The 22293-nt window shown below is 44.9% G+C and carries 17 protein-coding genes; 8 read left to right on the top strand and 9 right to left on the bottom strand.

The window, feature by feature from the left end; genetic code table 11:
- The first annotated feature begins 112 nt into the window (after window positions 1-112).
- Both QUB06_RS30515 and QUB06_RS30510 read left to right on the top strand, forming a co-directional pair.
- Window positions 113-2167: a helix-turn-helix domain-containing protein gene (locus QUB06_RS30515; RefSeq protein WP_333438463.1), complete on the top strand. Its 2055-nt coding sequence runs from the start codon at window positions 113-115 to the stop codon at window positions 2165-2167.
- An 800-nt stretch (window positions 2168-2967) separates the two neighbouring features.
- Window positions 2968-3714, top strand: coding sequence for a hypothetical protein (locus QUB06_RS30510; protein WP_333438462.1), 747 nt, complete (start codon window positions 2968-2970; stop codon window positions 3712-3714).
- Window positions 3715-3747: 33 nt separating this feature from the next.
- Here the strand turns inward: QUB06_RS30510 and QUB06_RS30505 are convergent, their stop codons facing one another.
- From QUB06_RS30505 to QUB06_RS30495, 3 genes are all read right to left on the bottom strand, one after another.
- Window positions 3748-5016, bottom strand: coding sequence for a transposase (locus QUB06_RS30505; protein WP_333438461.1), 1269 nt, complete (start codon window positions 5014-5016; stop codon window positions 3748-3750).
- 180 nt (window positions 5017-5196) lie between these two features.
- Window positions 5197-6219, bottom strand: a complete 1023-nt coding sequence (locus QUB06_RS30500) for a tetratricopeptide repeat protein (protein WP_333438460.1) — start codon at window positions 6217-6219, stop codon at window positions 5197-5199.
- Between the two features lie 354 nt (window positions 6220-6573).
- Window positions 6574-6936, bottom strand: coding sequence for a hypothetical protein (locus QUB06_RS30495; protein ID WP_333438459.1), 363 nt, complete (start codon window positions 6934-6936; stop codon window positions 6574-6576).
- Window positions 6937-7339: 403 nt separating this feature from the next.
- Between QUB06_RS30495 and deoC the strand changes: the two genes are divergently transcribed.
- The 6 genes from deoC to QUB06_RS30465 all read left to right on the top strand — a co-directional run bounded on the left by deoC (window position 7340) and on the right by QUB06_RS30465 (window position 13744).
- Window positions 7340-8020 carry a deoxyribose-phosphate aldolase gene (gene deoC / locus QUB06_RS30490; protein WP_333035673.1) on the top strand — a complete coding sequence of 227 codons (681 nt, stop codon included), beginning with the start codon at window positions 7340-7342 and terminating at the stop codon, window positions 8018-8020.
- 252 nt (window positions 8021-8272) lie between these two features.
- On the top strand, window positions 8273-9148 hold the full coding sequence (recO, locus tag QUB06_RS30485) for a DNA repair protein RecO (RefSeq protein WP_333438458.1): 876 nt from the start codon (window positions 8273-8275) through the stop codon (window positions 9146-9148).
- A gap of 230 nt (window positions 9149-9378) precedes the next feature.
- The gene (locus QUB06_RS30480; RefSeq protein WP_333438457.1) at window positions 9379-10950 is read left to right on the top strand and encodes an MFS transporter; all 1572 of its coding nucleotides are present in this window, start codon (window positions 9379-9381) and stop codon (window positions 10948-10950) included.
- Window positions 10951-10976: 26 nt separating this feature from the next.
- Entirely contained in the window at window positions 10977-12203 is a 1227-nt protein-coding gene (locus QUB06_RS30475; RefSeq protein ID WP_333438456.1) for a glycosyltransferase family 4 protein, read from the top strand.
- Between the two features lie 90 nt (window positions 12204-12293).
- Window positions 12294-12722 carry an NUDIX hydrolase gene (locus QUB06_RS30470; RefSeq protein ID WP_333438455.1) on the top strand — a complete coding sequence of 143 codons (429 nt, stop codon included), beginning with the start codon at window positions 12294-12296 and terminating at the stop codon, window positions 12720-12722.
- Window positions 12723-12832: 110 nt separating this feature from the next.
- Entirely contained in the window at window positions 12833-13744 is a 912-nt protein-coding gene (locus tag QUB06_RS30465) for an NAD(P)H-dependent glycerol-3-phosphate dehydrogenase (protein WP_333438454.1), read from the top strand.
- A gap of 51 nt (window positions 13745-13795) precedes the next feature.
- Here QUB06_RS30465 and QUB06_RS30460 read toward each other — a convergent pair whose 3' ends face one another.
- The 6 genes from QUB06_RS30460 to QUB06_RS30435 form a co-directional block, all read right to left on the bottom strand.
- Window positions 13796-14074, bottom strand: coding sequence for a type II toxin-antitoxin system RelE/ParE family toxin (locus QUB06_RS30460; protein ID WP_333438453.1), 279 nt, complete (start codon window positions 14072-14074; stop codon window positions 13796-13798).
- Entirely contained in the window at window positions 14061-14330 is a 270-nt protein-coding gene (locus QUB06_RS30455) for a type II toxin-antitoxin system Phd/YefM family antitoxin (RefSeq protein WP_333438452.1), read from the bottom strand. The genes QUB06_RS30460 and QUB06_RS30455 overlap by 14 nt, the downstream gene beginning before the upstream one ends.
- A 342-nt stretch (window positions 14331-14672) precedes the next feature.
- The gene (locus QUB06_RS30450) at window positions 14673-14978 is read right to left on the bottom strand and encodes a small RNA NsiR4-regulated ssr1528 family protein (protein WP_015178377.1); all 306 of its coding nucleotides are present in this window, start codon (window positions 14976-14978) and stop codon (window positions 14673-14675) included.
- A gap of 374 nt (window positions 14979-15352) precedes the next feature.
- Window positions 15353-18547, bottom strand: a complete 3195-nt coding sequence (locus QUB06_RS30445) for an SNF2-related protein (protein ID WP_333438451.1) — start codon at window positions 18545-18547, stop codon at window positions 15353-15355.
- A 70-nt stretch (window positions 18548-18617) separates the two neighbouring features.
- Window positions 18618-18797, bottom strand: coding sequence for a hypothetical protein (locus tag QUB06_RS30440; RefSeq protein WP_332980743.1), 180 nt, complete (start codon window positions 18795-18797; stop codon window positions 18618-18620).
- Window positions 18798-19414: 617 nt separating this feature from the next.
- The gene (locus QUB06_RS30435) at window positions 19415-22195 is read right to left on the bottom strand and encodes a DUF1156 domain-containing protein (protein WP_333438450.1); all 2781 of its coding nucleotides are present in this window, start codon (window positions 22193-22195) and stop codon (window positions 19415-19417) included.
- Window positions 22196-22293: the final 98 nt, after the last annotated feature.

The raw sequence follows: 22293 nt of genomic DNA, 5'->3' as shown, positions 1-22293 counted from the left end.
TCACCCTCGATCTCGGATAATTCACTTTTACCCCCTCAATCCGCGTATGTGCCAGTTGGGGGTGCGGAATGTGGGTTATAATTAACGAAATTACTCGAAAAAAATCATAGCGATGACTTCAATTCCCCGATTTCCCGAAGAAATCTACTTAGCGATAGCTCAAAAACTCAAGTCCCGTCGTGAATCAATGAAGCTTTCACAAAGTGAAATTGCTCAACTTATTAGACGAGATCGAACAGCCGTTACTAGAATTGAAAGTGGAAATAAACGCCTAGAAGACGCTGTAGATTTATTCTTGATTTCCCAAAAGCTGCAAATTCCTATGGATAGTTTTTTTCCTGAACAACTTAGATATTTAGCTACTAAACCTATTAAAGAACAACTCTTAGTTAACCTTTTACCTAATGAAATTCAGGACAAAATTACCATTTACCAAGAAAAAGTAGGCAGTATTAGTTCAAGCCAGTTCTACGCTTTACTAGAAATCTTTAAAGAAAACCCTTGGGGGAAATTGCGACAAATTTTAGCCGAAATTCTGAAATTGTTATGCTCTACATGGGTGGCAGATAAATTAATAGAAGAAATGCAAAATATTTTACTGCCAGAACGGGGGACAAAAACTTTAAGATTTCATACGAGGCTGCTGGCTGCTGAAGTTTTATCTGCATCTTTGCTTTCGGCAGATGGCTTACTTTTACCAAAAGGTAAAGAAATTGCTATAAAAATTGAAAGCCAGCTTCAAAATATCCAACCTGATGACTATAATTTCTTTTTCTGGCTTAAAGCTTTATCAAATATAGGCCAAAGAAATAGCTCATCTGAAAAGATGACAGAAGCTTTCCCAATAATGAGACACAAGGCAGAACAAAATCTTAGCGTTTGTCAATTAATATTTGCTTATCATTGGGGTGAATTCCAGAAAAAAGATGGTATGCTTTTAATGCCTTTTGAACGCTATCTCAATTTTTTGATTTCCAAGAGAGTTACTAACATTTTTGATCATTGTCTTAAACTTTGGACGCTGGCTATTAAATCACATCATTGCGAACATAAGATGAACTTGCTGGAAATTTTAACTAAAAGCGATACCTATCTGGATCTTGTTAACGAAGAAAAAGTTTTATTAATAGCTAATGCCATATGTGCTTCAATTCATGAATTTAATTTTTGTCATAAGACAGATCCTTTAACAGGAGAGTCAGAAGTCAAACAAAGGGAACAAATTGAGTATCTTTATCAAAAAATTCACCCTTTACTCCACGAAAGTAATAGTACATTAGTTAAAATTTTTACGTGGAAAACTCTCCTTTTTCTCAACACAAAAAAAAGGATTCAAGCTCCCTATGCTATTGGTTTGGAAACAGAAATTTTATGTGAACAGCTCTTTGAATCTTTAATAAGTATTTTTCAGGATACTCTTACTAATCCCATAGAAAAGAGTTTGATTTTTGATTCAATTTTAAGTTCTCGTGTAGAAAGATATATTGTAGTAATTCTTGAGGCAGTTTATAAAATTTTGACTGTAGATAGTCAAGAATCACAAGATAAGCTCTTACAATCTTTATTAATAGATGTATTGGGGCGCACAAATTGTAGGGATTTTTTAAACTTACACGAAGTATCTCAAACGGATGCAAATTTTTTTAACTTTTGCTGCGATCCTTTTGGTTATATTTGCTGTAACTACCCCTTGGGTAATTTCGAGGCTAAAGAAGAAGATGGATTTATGTGTGTAGAAGATAGTTGGGTTTGCAGTGCTATTTTGAGAAGAGAATCATCTATCCTTGCTCATCGTTATTTTTTGCCAAAAAAAGGAACAATCCCCTGTCAATCAATTTCCTATAATTATAGGATTGGAGATGCTATTGGAGGCTTAGGTGTGCGATTTAATTTACCCAGCAACTATGTGTACCAGGGGAAAAAAAATCCTTGGTGGATTTGGAAAATAGTAGATGAGGATGGCGATATATATACGCTTTATTCATGCCAACTCAATTCTCTTATAATTTCTCGATTCGTTAACGAATATTTTCCCCTCGATTCGGGGTGGGTATTTTTTAAACGAGATAGATTTGTGGATGGCTTTTACTTGTATAATCCTGATGACACGCCTTTTTGGGGCGGAGCGTGGAAAATTGAAGATAGCTCAGAATCGATTGCCACATAAAACGATCTAGTTTGTGAACCATAAACTGACTAAACCTGTGAGTTAAAGGAAAGATGACTGCTTTTTAGCCCTCTTTCTGCACCCTCTACTGTCACAATCGGTTTTTTAGTGGGACTTATACATTTTCTAGCCCCTAAAAGAGCTGAGAACCTCTCTACAAGGAAAACAGGTCGATGACCTCAAAACGCCTGAAACTATGCGTGAATACTAAATTTACGCCTATTCGAGCTAAAAGTTTTTCTCCATCTAGGTTGGAAGCCATTTTTACCTAGGCTTTTGTCTAAGTCCCATTAGGAATTTTGCGAACAAATTAAGTTACTTTTTATATACAGCAGATTCCACGTTTATGAAGGACACCGGGCTATCGCTCTATCTCCGCCGTAGGGACACGGGACCCGGCGGTTGTCCCTACTTCATAAACCTGGAATACGCTCTAACTGACACAGAAATCAGTTTTGCGATCACCAGTCCCAAATTCTCACTCATCCCAAAATTCGTAGTGTGATACTGAGCGGGTGCCGAAGGTGGGCTAAAAAAGCTCCTGTTTTCCTAGACCCAATTACTAATATTCTGTGATGATATTATGCGTAAGGAGTATGATTAAAATGTCCCGACAAACTGAGGCTACTACTTAGCTCCCGCACTGCCAACTTGCTACCCGCAGGTTTTGTGCAAGTACGGGATATTTACGTGTATCCTATATCCTCCTGTAGCCTCTGTGCGATCGCCCGATTTAATCCGGTGAAAACAGGCAAACACAAGTAACCATATACAATTCCTTACCCCCTCGGAAGTGCGACATGAAAAAACTAATTTTACTGACTGGAATGCTACTCATGATGACGGCAAAATCAGTATTTGCCAGCCCAGTAGCCCCCAAAATTGCACCGAGCGAGCTGATAGCTGCCTCGGAAATTACAGAAACCCTTAACAAACCCGTTACCTCTGAATCAGTTCCCAACCTCGAACCGATCAAGCGAATGTCAACCTCGGAAATCCGAGAAACCATCAACCAACCCACCACCTATATTTTTGAAGGCGTCAAAGGGCGAGAACTCACTCTCTCCCTGTGGGCGGGACAACTGACAGCCCAACTTTACAGTCCCAATGGTGAAAATATGGGGGTTATTGAAAAAGCAGACAATCAGTGGATGGGCCAGTTGCCAGAGTCCGGCATCTATCGCGTGCGAGTTACCCCGAAAGGTGAAACTACCAGCTTTGTACTGGGACGCGACTTTAACGCCAAGTGGACTTATAGGCCCGATCGCGCAATTCCCATAGCATTCAAGGAAAAACAAGCCACAGTCAAACTCAAAATGTCCGGCTACCAAATCCAGCCCATCACGGTTCAAGGCCAGCAGGGACAGACAATTAGGGTGACAGCTAGCAACAAAAATCTAGATCTGGCGATCGAATCTCCGACGGGAGAACTCCTGGATCAAGGCGAAGGTCAAACTTTTGCTCAACTCCCTGAGTCCGGCACTTACCGGGTAATCGTAGTTGCCAAGAGGCCGGTCAAGTCCTCAATCCGAGTTTCTGTGCAATAGCAAAGATTGCACAAATAGCTGGTAAAAGTATAGTCATATATAGGCATGGGAGGCTTCAAGTCCCTCCCCCTTCACTTTTACTTTGAGCGGATTGACCCGCCTCGGCTGAACTACGCAGCTCCCTATCCCATTGCTGAACGCATTTGGGATTGCTTTTCTGAGGATGTTGTACGAACCGTTGACATCAGAATTAATTAATTGACCGATCGATGTTTTGTACAAACCTCTTTTGATTCGCTTGCCAGTAAAAACGGGGTCTTTATCGGTTTTCCCGTAAACAGGTATTGAATCTAAGCCCAAGAAGCTGGCTCGCGAACTATAGGACTCTTCTTGTACGATTACTTCGATTCCAACTAATCGAGCTTTGTATTCCAACATCTCAATTAATCGAGCGTGAGGAATGCTGACAAAGTTTTGGTTAGTTTGCTTCCCTAGATCGATCTCAGTTTTCCACTGTGCGTTTTTACCGATTACTAGCGTTCCAATCCGTTTTGCACTCAAAAGGTCAACAACTAGGCGACTGGCATGATGCAAGTAATTATCGACTTTTTGGTTGCGACAGCGAGTTAAGTGTCGAATGCGAGATGAGGTTTGGCGATTCCCTTTCAACTGGGATTGCAACTTGGCTTTGCGCTTGTTGTAGAACTGGTTGATAGATTTCAACGGTCGCCCGTTAACCAACAAAGGGACAAATCCCGGTTGATTTGAAGTTAGCGCCGCTAAATTATCCAGTCCTAAATCAATGCTAGCTACAAAGTTATTGTTGCTGACGGTAGACTCCGGTTTATCGTAAATTACCTCAATTACATAGGAATCACATTTCGGAACCAGTCTAACTTGGCAAATTCGATCGGGAGCGACTTTAGTTTTAATTGAAAGTTCAGTACCGGAAAGTTTAATGATTCCCTTTTTTAACTGCTTGCTGCTAATCGCTTGAATTGTGTAGACGAGAATGTTTCGCCCTTTAGTCTTATCCTTGTATTTCGGCAATTTCGGGCGACCAGTGAATTTAGAGGAATCTGTTTTGTAAGCTTTAACTGCTTCAAAGAATGATTTCCAATTCTTGTCCAACACCATTAATATTTGTTGGCTAACCTTGGCTGGTAAAGCTTTGTATGCTTCACAAGACTTCATTAAACGGTTCATTTCGTTGTAGCCAACATAGCCCCATCCATAAATAAAATGCTGACGAATGACGTAGTTGGCCGCGTTGTAGAGATTCTTGGATTTAAAAGCTAATTCATCAATTTCAGCGAAACGATCTTCCGTAGATTTAATGATATGTCGCTCTGTTAGCTGCATTTAAGGCTTCCATTTTTTAGATGGCGTGTATTCCACTCGACCGCTACGATAATAGCATACTACTATTGCTTATAAGTGCTTACAAACTCAACGAAGTTTTACAATACTCTTGAGGGCGATCGAATTTGCGCCGCCGAAAAAACAGCTCGCCAATGGGGCGAGCTGTTTTTTTGCGTAAAATCAACCTTGGATCAGCGCTTCAAAACGTTCTTGTTTCCAAATGCAGCTTAAATCCGAGTCAGCTAAAGCTAGCTCTCGGTATAAATTAGGGATAAACTCAACAGCCCGCTGCAAATTGTCAAGGGCCAAATCAGCAAATCCCAGTAGCGCATAACAGCAAGCTTTATTGTAAAAAGCGTTAGCAAAATCAGGATTTATTTCTAAGACTGTTTCGTAGCAAGCAATCGCCTCAGAGTAGCAGCCTTTTCGCGCCAATTCCACACCCCGGTTGTACCAAATCAAATAATCTTCAAAGGGACGCTCAGATGTAGGAGTGAACTTGGCATTTCTCTGATTTAAACCTACTAATTTCTCCAAAGCAACTCTCCGTTCGCCCACAGCATCGGCTCTGCCCGGTTGTAGAGCGATCGATCGGCTAAAACTAGCCACTGCTTGTTTGTAAAGTCCCATAGAGTTCGCAGCTATACCGCGATTGTACCAAGCCTTCGCGTCATCAGGCTTAAACTCGATCGCCCGGTCAAAACTGTTGAGCGCCTGATAGTAAAGCTTGAGTTCCAACAAAGCATTACCTCGGTTGTACCATGCCCAAGCAGCCTCCGGGTACAAATTTAAAGAGCGATCAAAACTCAGAACCGCCTTCTCGTAAAGCCCCATATCGATCAGCGTCAGTCCCCGGTTGTGCCAAATACTCGCCGCGCACGGACTGAACTCCAGAGCCCGGTCAAAACTGTTGAGAGCGTCCAACCAGCGGCCCAACTTTCCTAAAGCAATAGCCCGGTTGTGCCAGCCAAAGCTCGCATTCGGCTCCACCGCCAAGGCTTCATCAAAACTCTTCAGCGCCTCTAAGTGCCGTTCTAATTTCCCCAGAGCCATACCTCGGCCGAACCAAGCCTTATAATGATCTGATTGCAACTTCAAAGCTCTGTTAAAGTTCGCCAGGGCACCATGATCGTCGTTAGCTTCGAGGTGGCGCGAACCCAGATGGTAATACCAAGCCGCTTCCAAGTTTTGAATTAAGTTCATAATATTTTGTATCTATCTTAGGGATGATTCTACATGAAATCATACCTGGAGTAAAACTGTAATTCCACTAAAAATCTGAAAAATTTGATACAGGGCGATCGCCGGTACACAGGGCCAGTAACAACCTCAACAATTTGCGATCGAAACTAACTATTTTCCTCTGGTAAAATGCTCTTTTCTCTAACCACACTCATCATTTTTTAGAGCTGCTGCGAATCTTAACTCTGCGTGAATCACGCAACTCTTTCCACCGCATCCCGAATTAGGTTTGCAGTTACACAAAGAGTCCTAGGACGCCCCAAGTCTAACTGCAAATCTCATAGTGCTAATAGCTTCTACTTCTGCTTGCCCAATTCAAGCAACCACAACCGCTGTTTTAGCATTCTCACTCAACAGCAACTGACCTGTTGCATCAATACTAAAATCTTTCCCCAGCAGAAAACCCTGGCCCATCAACCGCTGGCAAACCACCAGCGCAGTAATGCGGCGAATTTCTTCCATCACGTCAGCAGGAATCAAATAACTCAAACTCCAGATCACGGACTCGGAGTCATACCAAATCAAACGCTCAATACTGACAATCATCAAAGCAGCTACACTGTCAACAGACAGCCGCCCTCTGAGATCCGCAATCAAATCCTTACCAATTAAACTATTGCGAGTCATCATCGCTCTAGCCATCTTCCCAATTTCTTGTTCGAGTTCTAAATGATTCATGCTTGGCACTGGCTTTTATGTTTTTAAAGCACTACTCAGAGTAAAAACAGTAGCCCCTACCAGGCTCTGCCATAGCGTAGCTGACGCAGGCTCTACCGCAACTCTTTTTAACAAAGTATACCTAAAGAAAGATCAAAAATATATCTAAAGGGAGATACGAAAACTTTTTTTTGAGATAAATTGGTAAACCAATCCCCACAAGAGTTTTTACGAGCAGCGAATTGAGTATTTATACTTGCTAGAACCCGGAGTAAAGTCAATCGATTGAAGCATTGAAGAATTGGAGAATTGGAGAAAGCGACCTCACGGAGGAAAGCGGGGGGTTGTACTCTGGCTGCTTTCGGTGGAAGATTGGTAAATTCGCTACATAATAAGGAAGTAGTTATCTCAGAGAAAAAAAATAATGGCTGCAAACCAGGCAGACATCGATATTGCCCCCTTGATCGACTACGGCCTGATCGACCCCACCGCCACGCCAGAGCAAGTAGAACACTGTTGCCAACAAGCAGAGAGATTTGGCTTTGTCACAGTTTGCGTGTATCCCGCCTACGTCCGACAAGCTGTTGAGCTGCTCCACGGCAAACGTCCCAAAGTCTGTACAGTTATAGGTTTTCCCACCGGTGCTTCGACTTCAACGGTGAAAGTTTACGAAGCTCTAGAAGCAGCAGATAATGGAGCCGTAGAGTTAGATGTCTCCGTTAACTTAGGATTGTTGAAAGCTGGAAGAATCGACGAATTCCACCGGGAATTAGCCCAAATTTGCGAAGAAACTAATCTCACCATTAAAGCAATTATCGAAAGTTCGCTGCTTTCCGATGCCGAAAAACAATTAGCGGCTGAGATTTGTATGGAAGCCGGCGCCGCCTACATCAAAACCAACACTGGCTTTTTTGGCCCAGCGAAAGTTGACGATGTGCGACTGCTGAAGGAAGTTACGAAGGGACGGATTGGGATTAAAGCGGCCGGCGGAATTCGCACTCACGAACAAGCTTTAGATTTGGTAGTAGCTGGGGCAACTCGTTTGGGGACTTCTCGTGGCCCCGAATTAATCCGCCAGCGAGATAATTTAGATAAAAGTCATTAGTCATTAGTCATTAGTCATTAGTTATTAGCAATGGCTAATTGGTCATGGCTAATTGGGAATTGGTGCGCCTTTACGCACCTTACAACTAAAAGTTCTGCCTGTTGGACTGTTTTTGCTACTGTCTAGTAACAATACTTCGGACTGTTTTTGATTGCCAAAAGTAGAATGACTGTTCCAGGTCGATCGACCAACGAGGACAATGAAACTGTCCGAAGTATTGTAGTAAATATAAAATCTAAAATCTAAAATCGAGTGATTAGAACTTACAAAGCAACTGGAATCAATCTCAAGAGTGCGCCGATCGGCGAATCCGATCGAGTGCTGACAATTTTGACGCGGGAATTCGGCTTAATTCGAGCCGTAGCACCGGGTGTTCGCAAACAGCGATCGACCATTGGCGGTAGAAGCGAATTATTTGTCGTTAACGAATTGCTAATTGCCAAAGGCCGATCGCTCGACAAAATTACCCAAGCCAACACCGTAGAATCCCATCCGGGTTTGAGCCGCAACCTCGGAAAACTCGCAGCCGCGCAATATCTGGCCGAATTGGCGATCGCCAGTGCCCTTTCCGATGAACCCCAAGAAGAACTCTTTTGGTTGCTGGGCGAACATTTGAGCCGTTTGGAGCGTTTGTCCGATCGCACAGAAATCCAATCAGCCGCCGTGCTGATTGCTCACCTCGCCCACGGCATTTTTCACCTGCTAGCCTTAGCGGGCCTCGCGCCCCAAGTCCAAGTTTGCTGCGCCACCAGACACCCGCTCATCCCAAATTTCACCGATCCGAACTGGCAAACCGGGTTTAGTATACCCTCTGGGGGAACCTTTAGCTTGTCCGAACTAGCTAACCTAGAGGCTGAACTCTCTTCAGAAACCGGCAGCTTGTCCAGATCCGCCTCCCGTTCCCGGCAAACGAATGGCAGCAAACACTTGACAAATTTCCAGATTAATGCTAAGGAATTAGCAGCGCTGCAAGAGTTGGCTAGTCCAGAACTAGGAGAGGGGATTACCGATCGCACAGCTTGGGTATCTGTCGAAAATATTTTGCGGCAATATGCCCAGTATCATTTAGGTTGCACGATTCGATCGGGAAGCTCGATCGACACCTACTTAGAGAGTTTTGAGTTTTAAATTTTGAATGTTGAGTTAAATCGGTGAACGGGCGATCGAACATCGCACCCCCAGCCTGCGGATACCCGAACCGGCCGGCCATTTCAGGTAAATTCTCAAGGTTGTTGCGACATCAGATAATAGATAGAGAAAAAGTTACGAGATTATTAATAAACTTAGGGGTTAACCCCTCAATTGGAAATTCACATCTCCCCAACCTCCACCACCCCAGGTGATCCACCCCAAATCCTATGATGCGACTGTCCGATTCTGATTTGACAATATCTGTTTTAGCTGTGACCCACCACAAAATGGAAGAACGAGAAAATTTTCCCGATTTTCGCTCCGATCCCGTCTTGGCCGATCGACAATGGAGCAACGTCCCAGACCCAGAAATGGATAAATACCCCACAACTCCAGCACCAGACTGGAACAACGGCAATAGCCAACAGCCCGAAGCAATCCCCCCGGTTCCCACACCAGAGCCAGCAGCAGAACTCTCCGAAGCAGTAGCCGAAATGCCCGAAAAAGCAACGGGATTTCTGCCAGTGCTCAAAAACCCAAATTTTCTAGCATTGTGGAGTGGGCAAGTTTTTTCCCAACTAGCAGATAAAGTTTATCTCGTACTGACGATCGCCCTCGTAGCCAGTCGCTTTCAAGCGCCAGATCAAACCATCAGCAGGTGGGTATCGGCAATCATGATCGCCTTTACCATTCCCGCAGTGCTGTTCGGGGCCGCCGCGGGCGTGTATGTCGATAGGTGGTCGAAAAAAGCAGTGCTGGTAGCCACAAACCTGCTGCGGGGAGCCTTCGTTTTAACCTTGCCCGTGCTGCTGTGGCTCTCGGACGGGTGGGAACTCGGTCAACTGCCACTCGGATTCTGCTTGCTGCTGCTAGTGACATTCCTCGTTTCGACTCTAACTCAATTTTTCGCCCCAGCAGAACAGTCAGTGATTCCCCTAATTGTGGAACGCCGCCACCTGCTATCAGCAAACTCCCTCTACACCACAACCATGATGGGTTCGGTGATTATTGGCTTCGCAGTCGGAGAACCCTTACTAGCTTTAGCCGACACCCTATTTTCCAACCTCGGCGGCGGACTCGGCATCGGCAAAGAATTAGTAGTAGGCGGAAGTTACGCCTTCGCCGGAGTGCTGTTGCTGTCGATGAAAACAGGCGAAAAAAACGAAGTCGAACACGAACCGCCGCACCCCCTAGCAGATTTGCGAGATGGCCTGCGTTACATCAACGATCAACCGAAAGTCCGCAATGCTTTAATTCAACTAATTATTCTATTTTCCATTTTTGCAGCCTTGGCAGTTCTAGCAGTGCGGCTGGCAGAAATCCTCCCCGGTATGAAAGCATCACAATTTGGCTTTTTGCTGGCGGCGGTGGGGGTTGGCATGGCTACTGGGGCGGCGACTGTCGGCTATCTCGGCCATAAATTTTCTCACTCCCAACTGAGTTTAATCGGATCGATCGGCATGGCACTTGCTTTGATGGGCCTTTCTGCATTTACAGACCATTTGTGGCTGTCGGTGCTGTTCATTACCCTGTTGGGTTTATTTGCCTCATTGGTGGGAGTGCCGATGCAGACTACAATTCAAGCAGAAACCCCAGAAGAAATGCGGGGAAAAGTCTTCGGGCTGCAAAACAATGCCACTAATATTGCTTTGAGTTTACCGTTGGCTTTGGCCGGGGTAGCAGAAACATTTCTGGGTTTGCCGACAGTATTTTTGGCTTTAGCAGGATTAGCGATGGCTGGGGGTGTCTTAACCTGGTATATTTTCCGTAGCAGTAATAGCAAAGTCGATCGAATCTAAAAAATAACAAACTCTGATTTACTGGAATGCACATCGCTTGGCTAGGAAAAAAATCACCTTTTTGCGGTAACGTCACTTACTCCAGGGAAGTCACCAACGCACTATTAGACCGGGGATACCAGGTCAGTTTCCTGCACTTCGCCCAAGAAGCGGGCCCACTAGACAGGAACAATACGGGGTGGAACATGGCAAATGGTTCGTGGGGCAAGGGAATTGCTCAAACCTCATATACGAATTCGCTATCGCCCGCTAGTTGCAACGAAGTTTCTTTACCCTGTCACTACAAGTCGCAAATTTATACGATTCCCACTCTCAAGTCCCGCACAGTGCTGATGAAATCTCTGCGGCGGCTCAAACCCGATGTGGTTCACGCTTCCCTGACGCTTTCGCCTCTGGACTTTCTGCTGCCGGAAATTTGTCAAGAATTGAATTTGCCTCTGGTGGCGACTTTTCACCCGCCGTTCGATCGCAAATTGCGGAATTTGACATCGGGAACCCAACACCTGATGTATCAACTGTACGCTCCGTTTTTGGCGAACTACGACTCGACGATCGTATTTTCTTACATTCAGCGAGATATTTTAGTGCGCTTGGGAGTGCCGGAAGAACGGGTAGCCGTGATTCCCAACGGAGTAGACGCGGTGAAGTATTCGCCCGGGCCTTCGGGGCTGAAGTCGGAATTAAAGGCCGATCGAATTTTTGTTTACCAAGGCCGCATTGCCCAGGAGAAAAATGTCGAGGCTTTGCTCAAGGCATGGAAACAGTGCAATTTTGGCCCTGGAAACGTATTGGCGATCGTAGGCGACGGGCCCCTAGCCGCCTCGCTGCAACTGTTTTACGGCGAAGATGATGGCATTGTGTGGCTCGGATTTGTTGCCGAGGAGGAACGCCGGATCGAAATTCTGCGGGGTGCAGACGTATTTATTTTGCCTTCTTTGGTGGAGGGACTGTCGCTGTCGCTGCTGGAAGCGATGGCCTGCGGTTTAGCTTGTTTGGCAACGGATGCCGGTGCTGACGGCGAGGCCTTGGAGGAAGGCGCGGGGATAGTTTTGAACACTCAGCGGGTACGGAGTCAGTTGCAAACCTTGCTGCCGCTGTTTTGCGATCATCCTGAGTTGGGAATGCTGCTTGGTCAAAAAGCACGCCAACGGGCGATGGATCGATACACTCTCAGTCAGAATATTACTGAGTTGGAAAAGCTTTATGCAGAGGTTTTGCAAAAGCAGCGCGTACTAATTCGCGGTTTAGCATGATTCAGCAGGAAGAAGGAACTCCTAACCAGTTGAAATTAATCCGTTTATCCGTGTCAAAATCCGTGTCGTGCCTTCCTTCTTCCTTCGCATATGACTTATCGAAATCCCGCTCCTACAGTTGATATTATCATCGAATTAGCCGATCGCCCCCATCGCCCGATCATACTCATCGAACGCCGCAATATTCCCTACGGCTGGGCACTTCCCGGCGGTTTTGTCGATTACGGGGAAGCGGTAGAAACGGCGGCAAAACGCGAAGCTTTAGAAGAAACAAGCTTGAATGTAGAATTAATTGAGCAATTTTACGTTTATTCTGACCCAAATCGCGACGCCCGCGAACACACTATCAGTATTGTATTCTTGGCTTCTGCAACGGGCGAACCTCAAGCCGCCGACGATGCTAAAAGTTTACAGATTTTTGAATCTTGGCAGATTCCCCATCAATTATGTTTCGATCACGATCGCATTTTGCGCGATTATTGGCGTTACCGTCATTATGGATTGCGTCCGCGTTTGTAGGAGAAGAGTTTTTAACCGCAGATGCACGCGGATTAACGCGGATTAATTGCTATGATTTATCTGCGTTGATTTGCGTGCATCTGCGGTTTCATTCATAACAACTAAATTTTATGCCAAGCTTGACAATATTAGGCGGAGGTGCTTGGGGTTCGGCCTTGGCAAATCTGGGAGGCAAAAAAGGCGATCGAGTTAATTTGTGGTCCCGCAGCAGTTCTTTTAATCTAGAATCAGTTATAACAGGTGCGGATGTTGTTGTTTCGGCAGTTTCGATGAAAGGAGTTGGAGCAACAGTCGATCGACTTTTGGCTTTAGAGTTAAGTCCCGATACAATTATAGTTACTGTCACCAAAGGTTTAGACCCCGCGAGTACGCGCACTCCATCTCAAATTTGGCAAAATGCGTTTCCTAACAATTCAATAGTGGTACTTTCTGGGCCCAATCTTTCCGAGGAAATTCAGCAAGGATTGCCGGCTGCAACGGTAGCGGCGAGTTCGGATGTAGCGGCGGCCAAGCAAGTGCAAAATATTTACAGTTCTGATATTTTTCGGGTTTATGTGAATGAAGACCCGCTGGGGACTGAGTTAGGTGGAACTTTGAAAAATGTATTTGCGATCGCCGCTGGTGTTTGCGACGGTTTACAATTAGGAACTAATGCTAAATCGGCTTTGCTGACTCGCGCTTTGCCGGAAATGATTCGGGTGGGAGTTCGTTTGGGAGCTCGCGCAGAAACCTTTTACGGTTTGTCTGGTTTGGGAGATTTGCTCGCTACTTGCAACAGTCCTTTATCGCGTAATTATCGGGTGGGTTTCGGGTTGGCTGAAGGCAAATCTTTGGAGCAAATTTTGCACGAATTGCAGAGCACGGCTGAGGGTGTTAATACTACTAATGTGTTGATTGATTTGGCTAATCAACGCGGCATTGAAGTTCCTGTTTCTCGTCAAGTTTACCGCTTGTTGAATGGGCAAATTACTCCTGAGCACGCTGTTTTATCACTGATGGAACGCACTTTAAAACCGGAGTAATATCAAAATAATTACCAGATATTTAAAGCAGCATCACTGAGAAAGAGTTTCTTAAAAAAGGCGCTCTAATTTTTTGTATACTTCATCATCGTTACGCTTACCAACTAGAATAATTTCTACCAAATCTTCTTCGGGCTTAAAGCTGTAAATAATCCGATACTCGCCACTATCTACCCGATAATAACCCGGATATCCGATTAATTGCTTGCTATCATTAGGTAAAGGATCGACATTCAGCGCTAACACTTTTTTAGCAATTTGAGCCGCTATTTTAGGTTGCAAACCCTTGAGAAAGTCGAGAACTGTTTGTAAACCATCAAGTTTCGCCATTTGCGAGTTGTTTTAGTGTTTCTACAAAGGTTTTAGTACCAACCATTTGAGACTGACTCAGGGCAGATTTTGCTGCTTTTCCTAAAAGCATATCTTCTAATTCCATCAGTCGCTCTATCAAGCGCTGATAGGCCTCAGCGGACATAATTACGTGGCTGGGCTGCGATTTATCTGTGAGTAAAACTGGCTCCACAGCAGCTCGGTTAAAGACTGTCCCCTGTGGATTACATACTTCTGCGAGGGTGTAACTTTGCATGACAGATGTTATGAGCGTGGGTTATGTCTATTTTAGGCAAAATCGGCAGGGATTGGGAGGTCGATCGATATTTGGGATTACAAAAGTAGGACTTACGCAAAAAACCCGGTTTTTGAGAAACATCCTGCACATCTGGGAGAAATTTCGCAGCAGTCGCCAGCCGTCTTTTTCCTGCATTGCGTAATACCGCCTTCTACAGTTACCCTACGATCTAAGACTGTTCCTTATCATCAGGGGCGGGTTTCACCAACCATAATTGTTGAAAACTAAGGATCTCATAAACCCGCCCCGCCCCTACATCAAGGATGCAACCCGACATGATATAAGCGCGATAAATACGATCTATTTACCGCCGTAATAAAAGGCAATTTCTTTCTCTTTCAGCGGTGCAAAGTTGGCCGCAACCAGCATTTTATCGAGTTCCTCTTGTCCGATGTGTTTGACACCGATTCGGACAATCCGCGATCGCATTGTATTTGACACGCCACTGCGCTGTCTGCCGGCTTCTAATCCCATCACTTGCTTGTAGAGGTCTAATTTTGCTTGCGGAATCGGAGTACCGTCAAAGTCGATTCCAGAGGCGATCGCAACATCGATCGCATCTGCACCAGTTGTAGATTGAGCCGCTGAGTTTGTTTCTGAAGACATTGTGCAAATTAAATAAAAAGGACGATCGTCATAAAAAGTAGTTTAGTCCTAAAAGTGCCACAGTTGAGCACCAAACTCTAGCACTGCTGAAAGTATAGGAGGAGTCAGGAGTCAGGAGTCAGGACTCAGCAGTCAGGACTCAGGATGCTTAGTTATTAAGGGTGGAAGAAATCATTAATGTCTTAACTGCCGAGAAGGTTGCTATAGCGTAAACTCGTGAAACAAGCTAAAAATATTCGATTAAGCACAGTTTGGCACAAGGGCGATCGCACTGGGAGCATCTCATATTTGTAAAAACACTTCTTCTGGCTCCTTCCTTCTTCCTTCTGACTCTTTTTTCCTGGCTCCTGACTCCTGACTCCTAACTCCTATTTCTAGCTTGGCTGCAAAAGTGAGATGCTCCCGATCGCACTTAGCATTTCTTCAAACAAAGGATTGCCAAAACTCATCAATTGCAGTGAAGCATTTTCGTCAAAGATATCCGGGTAAAATGTTACAGCATAATCGCGACTTTTATAGTTAAGATGCCAAGTGCGATTTTCAGAGCGATCGAAGATAGCGCCAATCTGCTTTAAAATCAAAGAATTGACAAACAAATTTTCGATGGTTTCAGGAAACAGAGAAGTCGGCGGCAAAGGTTGACGGATTTCTTGCAAGTCTGATTCTACATCCATCGCTACCATTTCATCGAGGGCAGGGCCGCGAGGCGGCGCGTCTAAAATGCGATCGAACTCTCCCAACAAAACGCCCTCTTCTTCGGGATCTGCACTCATCACAGCCTGTTCGATGAAAGTGGGAACTGTTGCGAGAATCGGTTGCAAATTGCCGACTACGGTTTGAAAAGCATCGATGCGAGCGCGCAATTTCTTGTAAACCTTCGCCTCTACTGTTCCGTCGTAATAAAAATTGTGTATTCTGACGGTATCATAAATCTGTCCGATGCGATCGAGTCTGCCGATGCGTTGTTCCACGCGCATAGGATTCCAAGGCATATCATAGTTGATTAACACACCGCAAGTTTGCAAATTTAGCCCTTCCGATGCGGATTCAGTACACAGTAAAATTTTGATGATTCCTTGTCGGAATTGGGTTTTGATTTGTTCTTTCGGAAAAGTTCGCCATTCTCCATTTTGATATAATTCTCCCCCGCGCCCGGAATAGCAAGCAATCTGAGCACCATATAATTGTTGTAAAGCAGTTCTGAGATAGTCCATTGTGTCGGTGTACTGCGTAAAGACGATCGCACTTTCGCGCTGGATTAGTTCTTGACGCAAAATTGTGATAAAATGCGAAAGCTTGCTATCTTCGCCTGTATTCTCGAACTGATAAAGTAAATCTTCTAAATATTTAATCTCTTCAGGATCTGCTGGTTCAAAATAAGATTCCATTCCTTCCAAAATTACATCATCCGCCTCATCTAAATCCTGAAAGTCATCTTCAGTAATGCTAATTCCTTCGAGGCGGCGCTGTAACGATTCGCGGATGGCATAAAACGAACTTGTCAGGCGTTTGCGGTAAAGAGTCATCAAAAAACCTAACGCTTTGCGGTTGTCTTTTTGCGCTAGATTGTAAAAGTGGCGCACGTAATTGCTGACGGCGAGATAAAGCGGGACTTCGCGGTTATTTTCTAAAGTAATGGCATTATCTCTGACGGCGCGGTGGGGAATATCGCGATCCAGCAATCCCCGCTGATAGTATTGGCGCAAGGTGTCGCGGGTGTGGCGAAACATCAAATCTTTGAGGGGAGTATTCACTGTCAAATATTGGCGGGAAGCGGCGATAAAATCCGTGTCTTCCACAACTTGTTTTGGGTTGACTCGCTGGTTTTTTTCCCAGACATCGCGCAACTTATAATATAGCAATCGATCGCCCTTCTGTAAATATTCCTGCAACCGAGTACAGGGCGAACCTCCTTGCTGGAAGTAATCCACAGACATCTGCTGCAAAAAATTCAAGGTTTGGCGATCGGGTTTGTCGGACAATGTGCTAAAATAATTGCAGAAATTCTCACCATAAGACCAATGTCCCCGCAGTCCGAGAAGGTGCAATAAATCGAAAACTTCGATCGCGTCAATCTGCATCGGCGTGGCGGATAATAATAACAGCGATCGACTTTTTTCTCGCAACTGCTGCATTAACTGAAGCAACCGATTCGGAGTTTCCTTGCGGTTTTGCGGGCTTTGGCGGCGGGCGTGATGCGCTTCATCCAGAATCACCAAATCCCACGGTTTGGCGTCTAGGAGTTCTTTGGTACGATCGCTCCGACGGACTAAATGAGATGATGCTAAAATCAGATTTTGGGAATTCCAAATATTTTCTTCCCCTGACAGACTTTTCTCCCCATACGGATTCTTTAACTCACCTTTGTTGTAACTCCAAAAGTGCAAATTGAATTTTTCGCGCAATTCTTCGTGCCATTGCGGCTGAATGCTAGCGGGTGCTAAAATTAACACACGTTTGACTTTTTTACTGACAAGCAAGTAACGGAGAATCAACCCAGTTTCGATGGTTTTCCCCAATCCAACTTCATCCGCAATTAAGAAACTTTTCGGGAAATTTGCCGCCACTCTACGCAATATCTTAATCTGATGCGGCCAAGGTGCGATCGGAATTGATTTCAAACAATAATCCAGACAACTTGGCGAAGCGTACAAATTGAGAAGCGGTTCAAATTTAGCATAATCTGCGGATAATTCAGGGCAGGGCGGGCACGGGGGCACCGCCCCTACGGAAGGTTTTGTAGGGGCGGTGCCCCCGTGCCCGCCCATCCCCCCGTGGTTGCCCCGAAACAGCCCAGCCCTTGGGGGTAGGGGGGCGTTGAATTCTGACTCCCGACTCCACACAGGTTTACTGCTAGGCGCATAGCTAAGCAACTTATTTTTCACCGCTTCCGGCACTTCAAAAACCCGCACATTCGGCGATAAATTGTTCCACAACTGTTCAAACCGAAAAATCTCTTCAGAAACTCGTTCTGCATCTCGGCCGCCTTCCCAAGCACAATAAACGTGGAAAGATTCAACATTGCTTTCCCAACCGCTGAGAGATTCGTTATTGGAACCGCTAAAAGCTAATTGTGCGCCTTTGCTGTCGGTAAAAATGCCGACTTTTTCATGAAAAATATGCTGCCGATCGAGTAAACTTTCAGTATCGACTGGTAAGCCGTTAGATTTGAGGGGAACGGCAATTTTAATATCGAGATAACTGTTTTGAATCAGCCAACTGAGGATTTCAAAATGTTTGAGTTGCGCGAAAGTTTTGGGCGGCTGTAAATCCGTATCGAGGCGGATAGTAACTGCATCTCGCAGGGCGTAACCTTGCTGGATAGCTTGCAAGTCTTGCGGGCTGAATTGACAGCCCATTATTAACCGCATCCGCCCTTGATTGTGCAGCATCGCGCCCAATCCCTGCGCGACTTTACTGAGGATGGCGCTGTTGAAAAAGCCGGATTTGCGATCGTACTGTAGAGCACATTCTAGCGCGGGAATGTAGAAATCGGCGATCGGGTTATTTTCGTTGCTCGAATAGCTGATGCGCCAGGCATAATCTGTTAAATTCATATTATTAGTCATTCTTTAAGGTTCGTAGTTGCGCTTCAGCGCCGGCCGGATCGTAGCGCGGGCAACTACCAACTTATTTTAATCACGACTTACGCAAAGGTGGAATCTCATCAGCAGAAAGAGTCACCACTTTCCCATCCTGCCAAATACTAATAGATTGTCCGAGTTTGCGGTGTTTCTCGATCGCCTGTGCGATCGCCATTTTAACGCCAGCATCGATTTTTTGATGTAGAGGTGAGAGGGCGGGTTGTTCAGGATTCATCGATACCTCCAGTAATTTGGTTCCAGATTTCCGATCGATAAACAATGCGCTTTCCCAGAGTCCGCCAGGGAATGAATTCCCTGGCTAATAGCGAAAGTCCTCTAAAGAGGACTGATTAGTTATTCCTATTATCCCTCTTTTGTCACTTGCCACCGACAACATAATTAATAATTAATATATTAAATATTAATTATTAAATCCTAGAGATTCTTCAGTCCTCTTCAGAGGACTTTCGCTTTGAGGCAGGGAATTCATTCCCTGCCGGACTGCCGGAGTGCGGATTTTGCCTGAAGCCTTAAAGGTAAATACAATTATAATAAATTTTTTCGTCTTAAGGCGCTTTCCCAGAGTCCGCCAGGGAATGAATTCCCTGGCTAATAGCGAAAGTCCTCTAAAGAGGACTGATTAGTTATTCCTATTATCCCTCTTTTGTCACTTGCGACCGACAACATAATTAATAATTAATATATTAAATATTAATTATTAATTCCTAGAGATTCTTCAGTCCTCTTCAGAGGACTTTCGCTTTGAGGCAGGGAATTCATTCCCTGCCGGACTGCCGGAGTGCGGGTTTTGCCTGAAACCAAACTGCGGGTTTCAGCTTAAATTGACCTAACCTAAAACAAACTCAACTGCCCCTCAAACGGAATATCCATCTGTTGATAAACAACCTTGGCCTTAATCTCATCCATCGCCAACCACAAATCCAACAAAGCCTTCTCCTCCGGGATGCGTTTCTTCTCATCCCCAATCCGGGGAATAACTTTCAGCGCCACCTCTATCGCCCGCATGAAATTATCATTATCTGTCAAAGCCGTTTTTTTCATAAACTCGCGCACGATTTGAATATCTCCATCCTCTTGATACAAAGCGATAATCGCGTGCAATCCATCCACTAAATATGTCATCGAAAAATCTTGCGGATTGGCGGAAAAAGCTGATTTTTTCAGCCGCTGTTTCGGTGTCAAAAATTTGCAAGTGCCGCTAACCGAGTCAATCAGTTTGTATTTTTTTGCTAAATCAACGACATCGAAACCGCCGACGGCCAGGGCGAGTTGTCGCGCTTCATCGAAGGGGAACTCGACAGCGCCAAAGGCATCCCACGCGAGGAAATACCATTGAGTCAGGGCGTCAAATCCGGCGGTATCGGTTTGTACAAGTTTGCGGAAACGGTAGTTTGCAATCGCTTTTCTGGCTTCAGCAAAAGCAACTTCCGGGCGCACTTCTTCGCCGCTGCTGTCGAGGATGGGATAGGAACGGCTGAACACATTTAAAGCCGGGCCAAAGGCGCTTAAATAAAGGTCGATTCCTTTGATGTCGTTGGCTTCAAATTCCGGGGCGCGAAGTTCTACGAGATTGGCAACTTCCGGGCGCAAATCGTCCCACCAAGCTTGGGCGGCGTTAGGATCGCGTTTGCGACAGACGAGGAGCACTGTACTGGAAACCGAGTTTTTCTGGGCTTGGTGCAAGTTTTGCGGGCTTTCGGTACTGACAGCCCAGGATGCGGTAATCTCGAAACCGGCATCGATGAGGGATTTTGTGAGCACGTCCCACGCGCCGGATTCTTTGTGGTTGAATTGGACTGTCATCACGCCGTCATCGCGCAAAACTCGGTAATATTCGCTAAAAGCTAGCGCCATTTTTGCTTCGTAATCTTGTTTGGCGAGTTCGTCGGGGGATGTGCCCATGTTGCGGAAGCGTCCAGGGTTTGAAATTGCTTCTCTATCTTTATCGGTGAGTTCGTTAATAAATAAAGTGGGGAAAATATCGAGTAAATTTGCTCGTAGCCAAACATAGAAAAAATCTGTTAATTCTCCATACCGAACTGCGTCATAATAGGGTGGATCTGTAATAATTGCATCCACAGAATTGTTGGTAATGTGGTAAAGGCTATCGGCTGACGCAGCATCAATTTTAATAGTTTTTGAGCCGTATTGTTGAATTCCTGGTAGGCCAGTTGAGTGAGGTTTTGTACCCAATAATTCACAAAGTTTTATATAGTCTGAAGTAACAGCTTCAGCACATAAATTAAATAAAAATGGGGCTCCATTAGTTTCTAAATAGTTCCACATCAAATTTAGTGAATGTGTTGCTGATGCACCTCTAATATGTGTCATTACCTCTTTTTGCCCACTTAAGAGTGAATTCATGTCAGCACATCTATCTAAAACCAAAGATAAATAAGTTACAATTGCCTCTACTTTACTAGGTTCGTATTCAGCTTGTAGCAGCGTCTTAGCTTCGCTGATAATTTCTACATAAGTGACAAGAGTTAGTAACTGGCGTGAGTTAAACATCTCTTGCCAATGATAAATTCCATAGAGGTACATATCTGGCCCTCTATGCGTATTAGCGGGAATTTCTTGCATGGGAATTAATCCTAATGATTCCCACTCAATTCTTTTTTTATTTAAAAAATTATCGGCTTTTTCACACCCTGCTATATCAAGATTTGTCGTAGTTCTAAATTCTAAAGAACTGCTACGTTGACGGTAAGCAACGGCATATAACTGATGTCCTAATCCTGAAGATTGTGCAATCGCTTTTATGGCTTCATCCTCAATTACAGTATCACAATTCGGGCATTTACCCACACCTCTGCTAATCGTATTGTACTTACTAGGATCGTACTCACCGGCCTCGGTTTTAATCGTCGATTCCTTACCTTTCTTTCCCTTTACTAACTCAAAATCAACCCGCTTCTGTTCCAAATTGGGAATCGGTTTCACCGCACACCATTGACCTTTTTTTGCACTACCAGGCGATTTATCTACCCACCAATTCGGACTCAACGGCACAACCGACTGACAACTCGGACAAACCACCGTATGAGCCCACAAATAATTCTGCACAGTTTCACCTGGTAAAGAAGGGAAAAATTCAGTCAATCTTTTCTCAGCTTCATCCCCCACCCATTTCACCCATTTATCAATATCCTCCTGCAAATCCGGGCCAAATTTCAGCGGATATTCCATAGCCGCCTTCATCGTCACCACCGCCACGGGATTAAGATCCGACGCCAACACATTCAACCCGTACCGCGCCGCCTCAAACGGAATGCTTCCCCCACCCGCAAACGCATCTAAAATCGTCGGCGTGCGATTCCCCCACACCTTCTCGCAATAATCGTGAACCTTTTTAATTCGCACCGAAGACGGAGGAGTTTTGTAGAGTTTAATTTCCTTCCCCGGTTCCAATCCCAGCAAATATTCAAACTCTTCTAAAGAGATATCTGCGGGTAAAATCGACCCCAAAACCGAAGCGCGAGAAAACGATAAAGGTTTGCGCGAATACCAGCGATGCAATCCTTTAAATGGATTGCCGCCGTGTTCGTAATAAACCTGCTGGTTTAGCAGATTCACCGGCATGATTTTCTCGATGAAGAGTTGGGGGCGCATGATTTTGTTGGTTGGTGGTTATTGTTTTTAGGAACAGGCAAGATGCCTGTTCCACAAAGATTTAATTTTATTACTCGTTCCCAGGCTCTGCCTGGTAA

Origin of the sequence: Microcoleus sp. D2_18a_D3 (genome assembly GCF_036702455.1) — a bacterium.
GTDB lineage: Bacteria > Cyanobacteriota > Cyanobacteriia > Cyanobacteriales > Microcoleaceae > Microcoleus.
The sequence above is the reverse complement of the archived record's forward strand: the minus strand, read 5'-3'. Positions and strand labels throughout refer to the sequence as shown.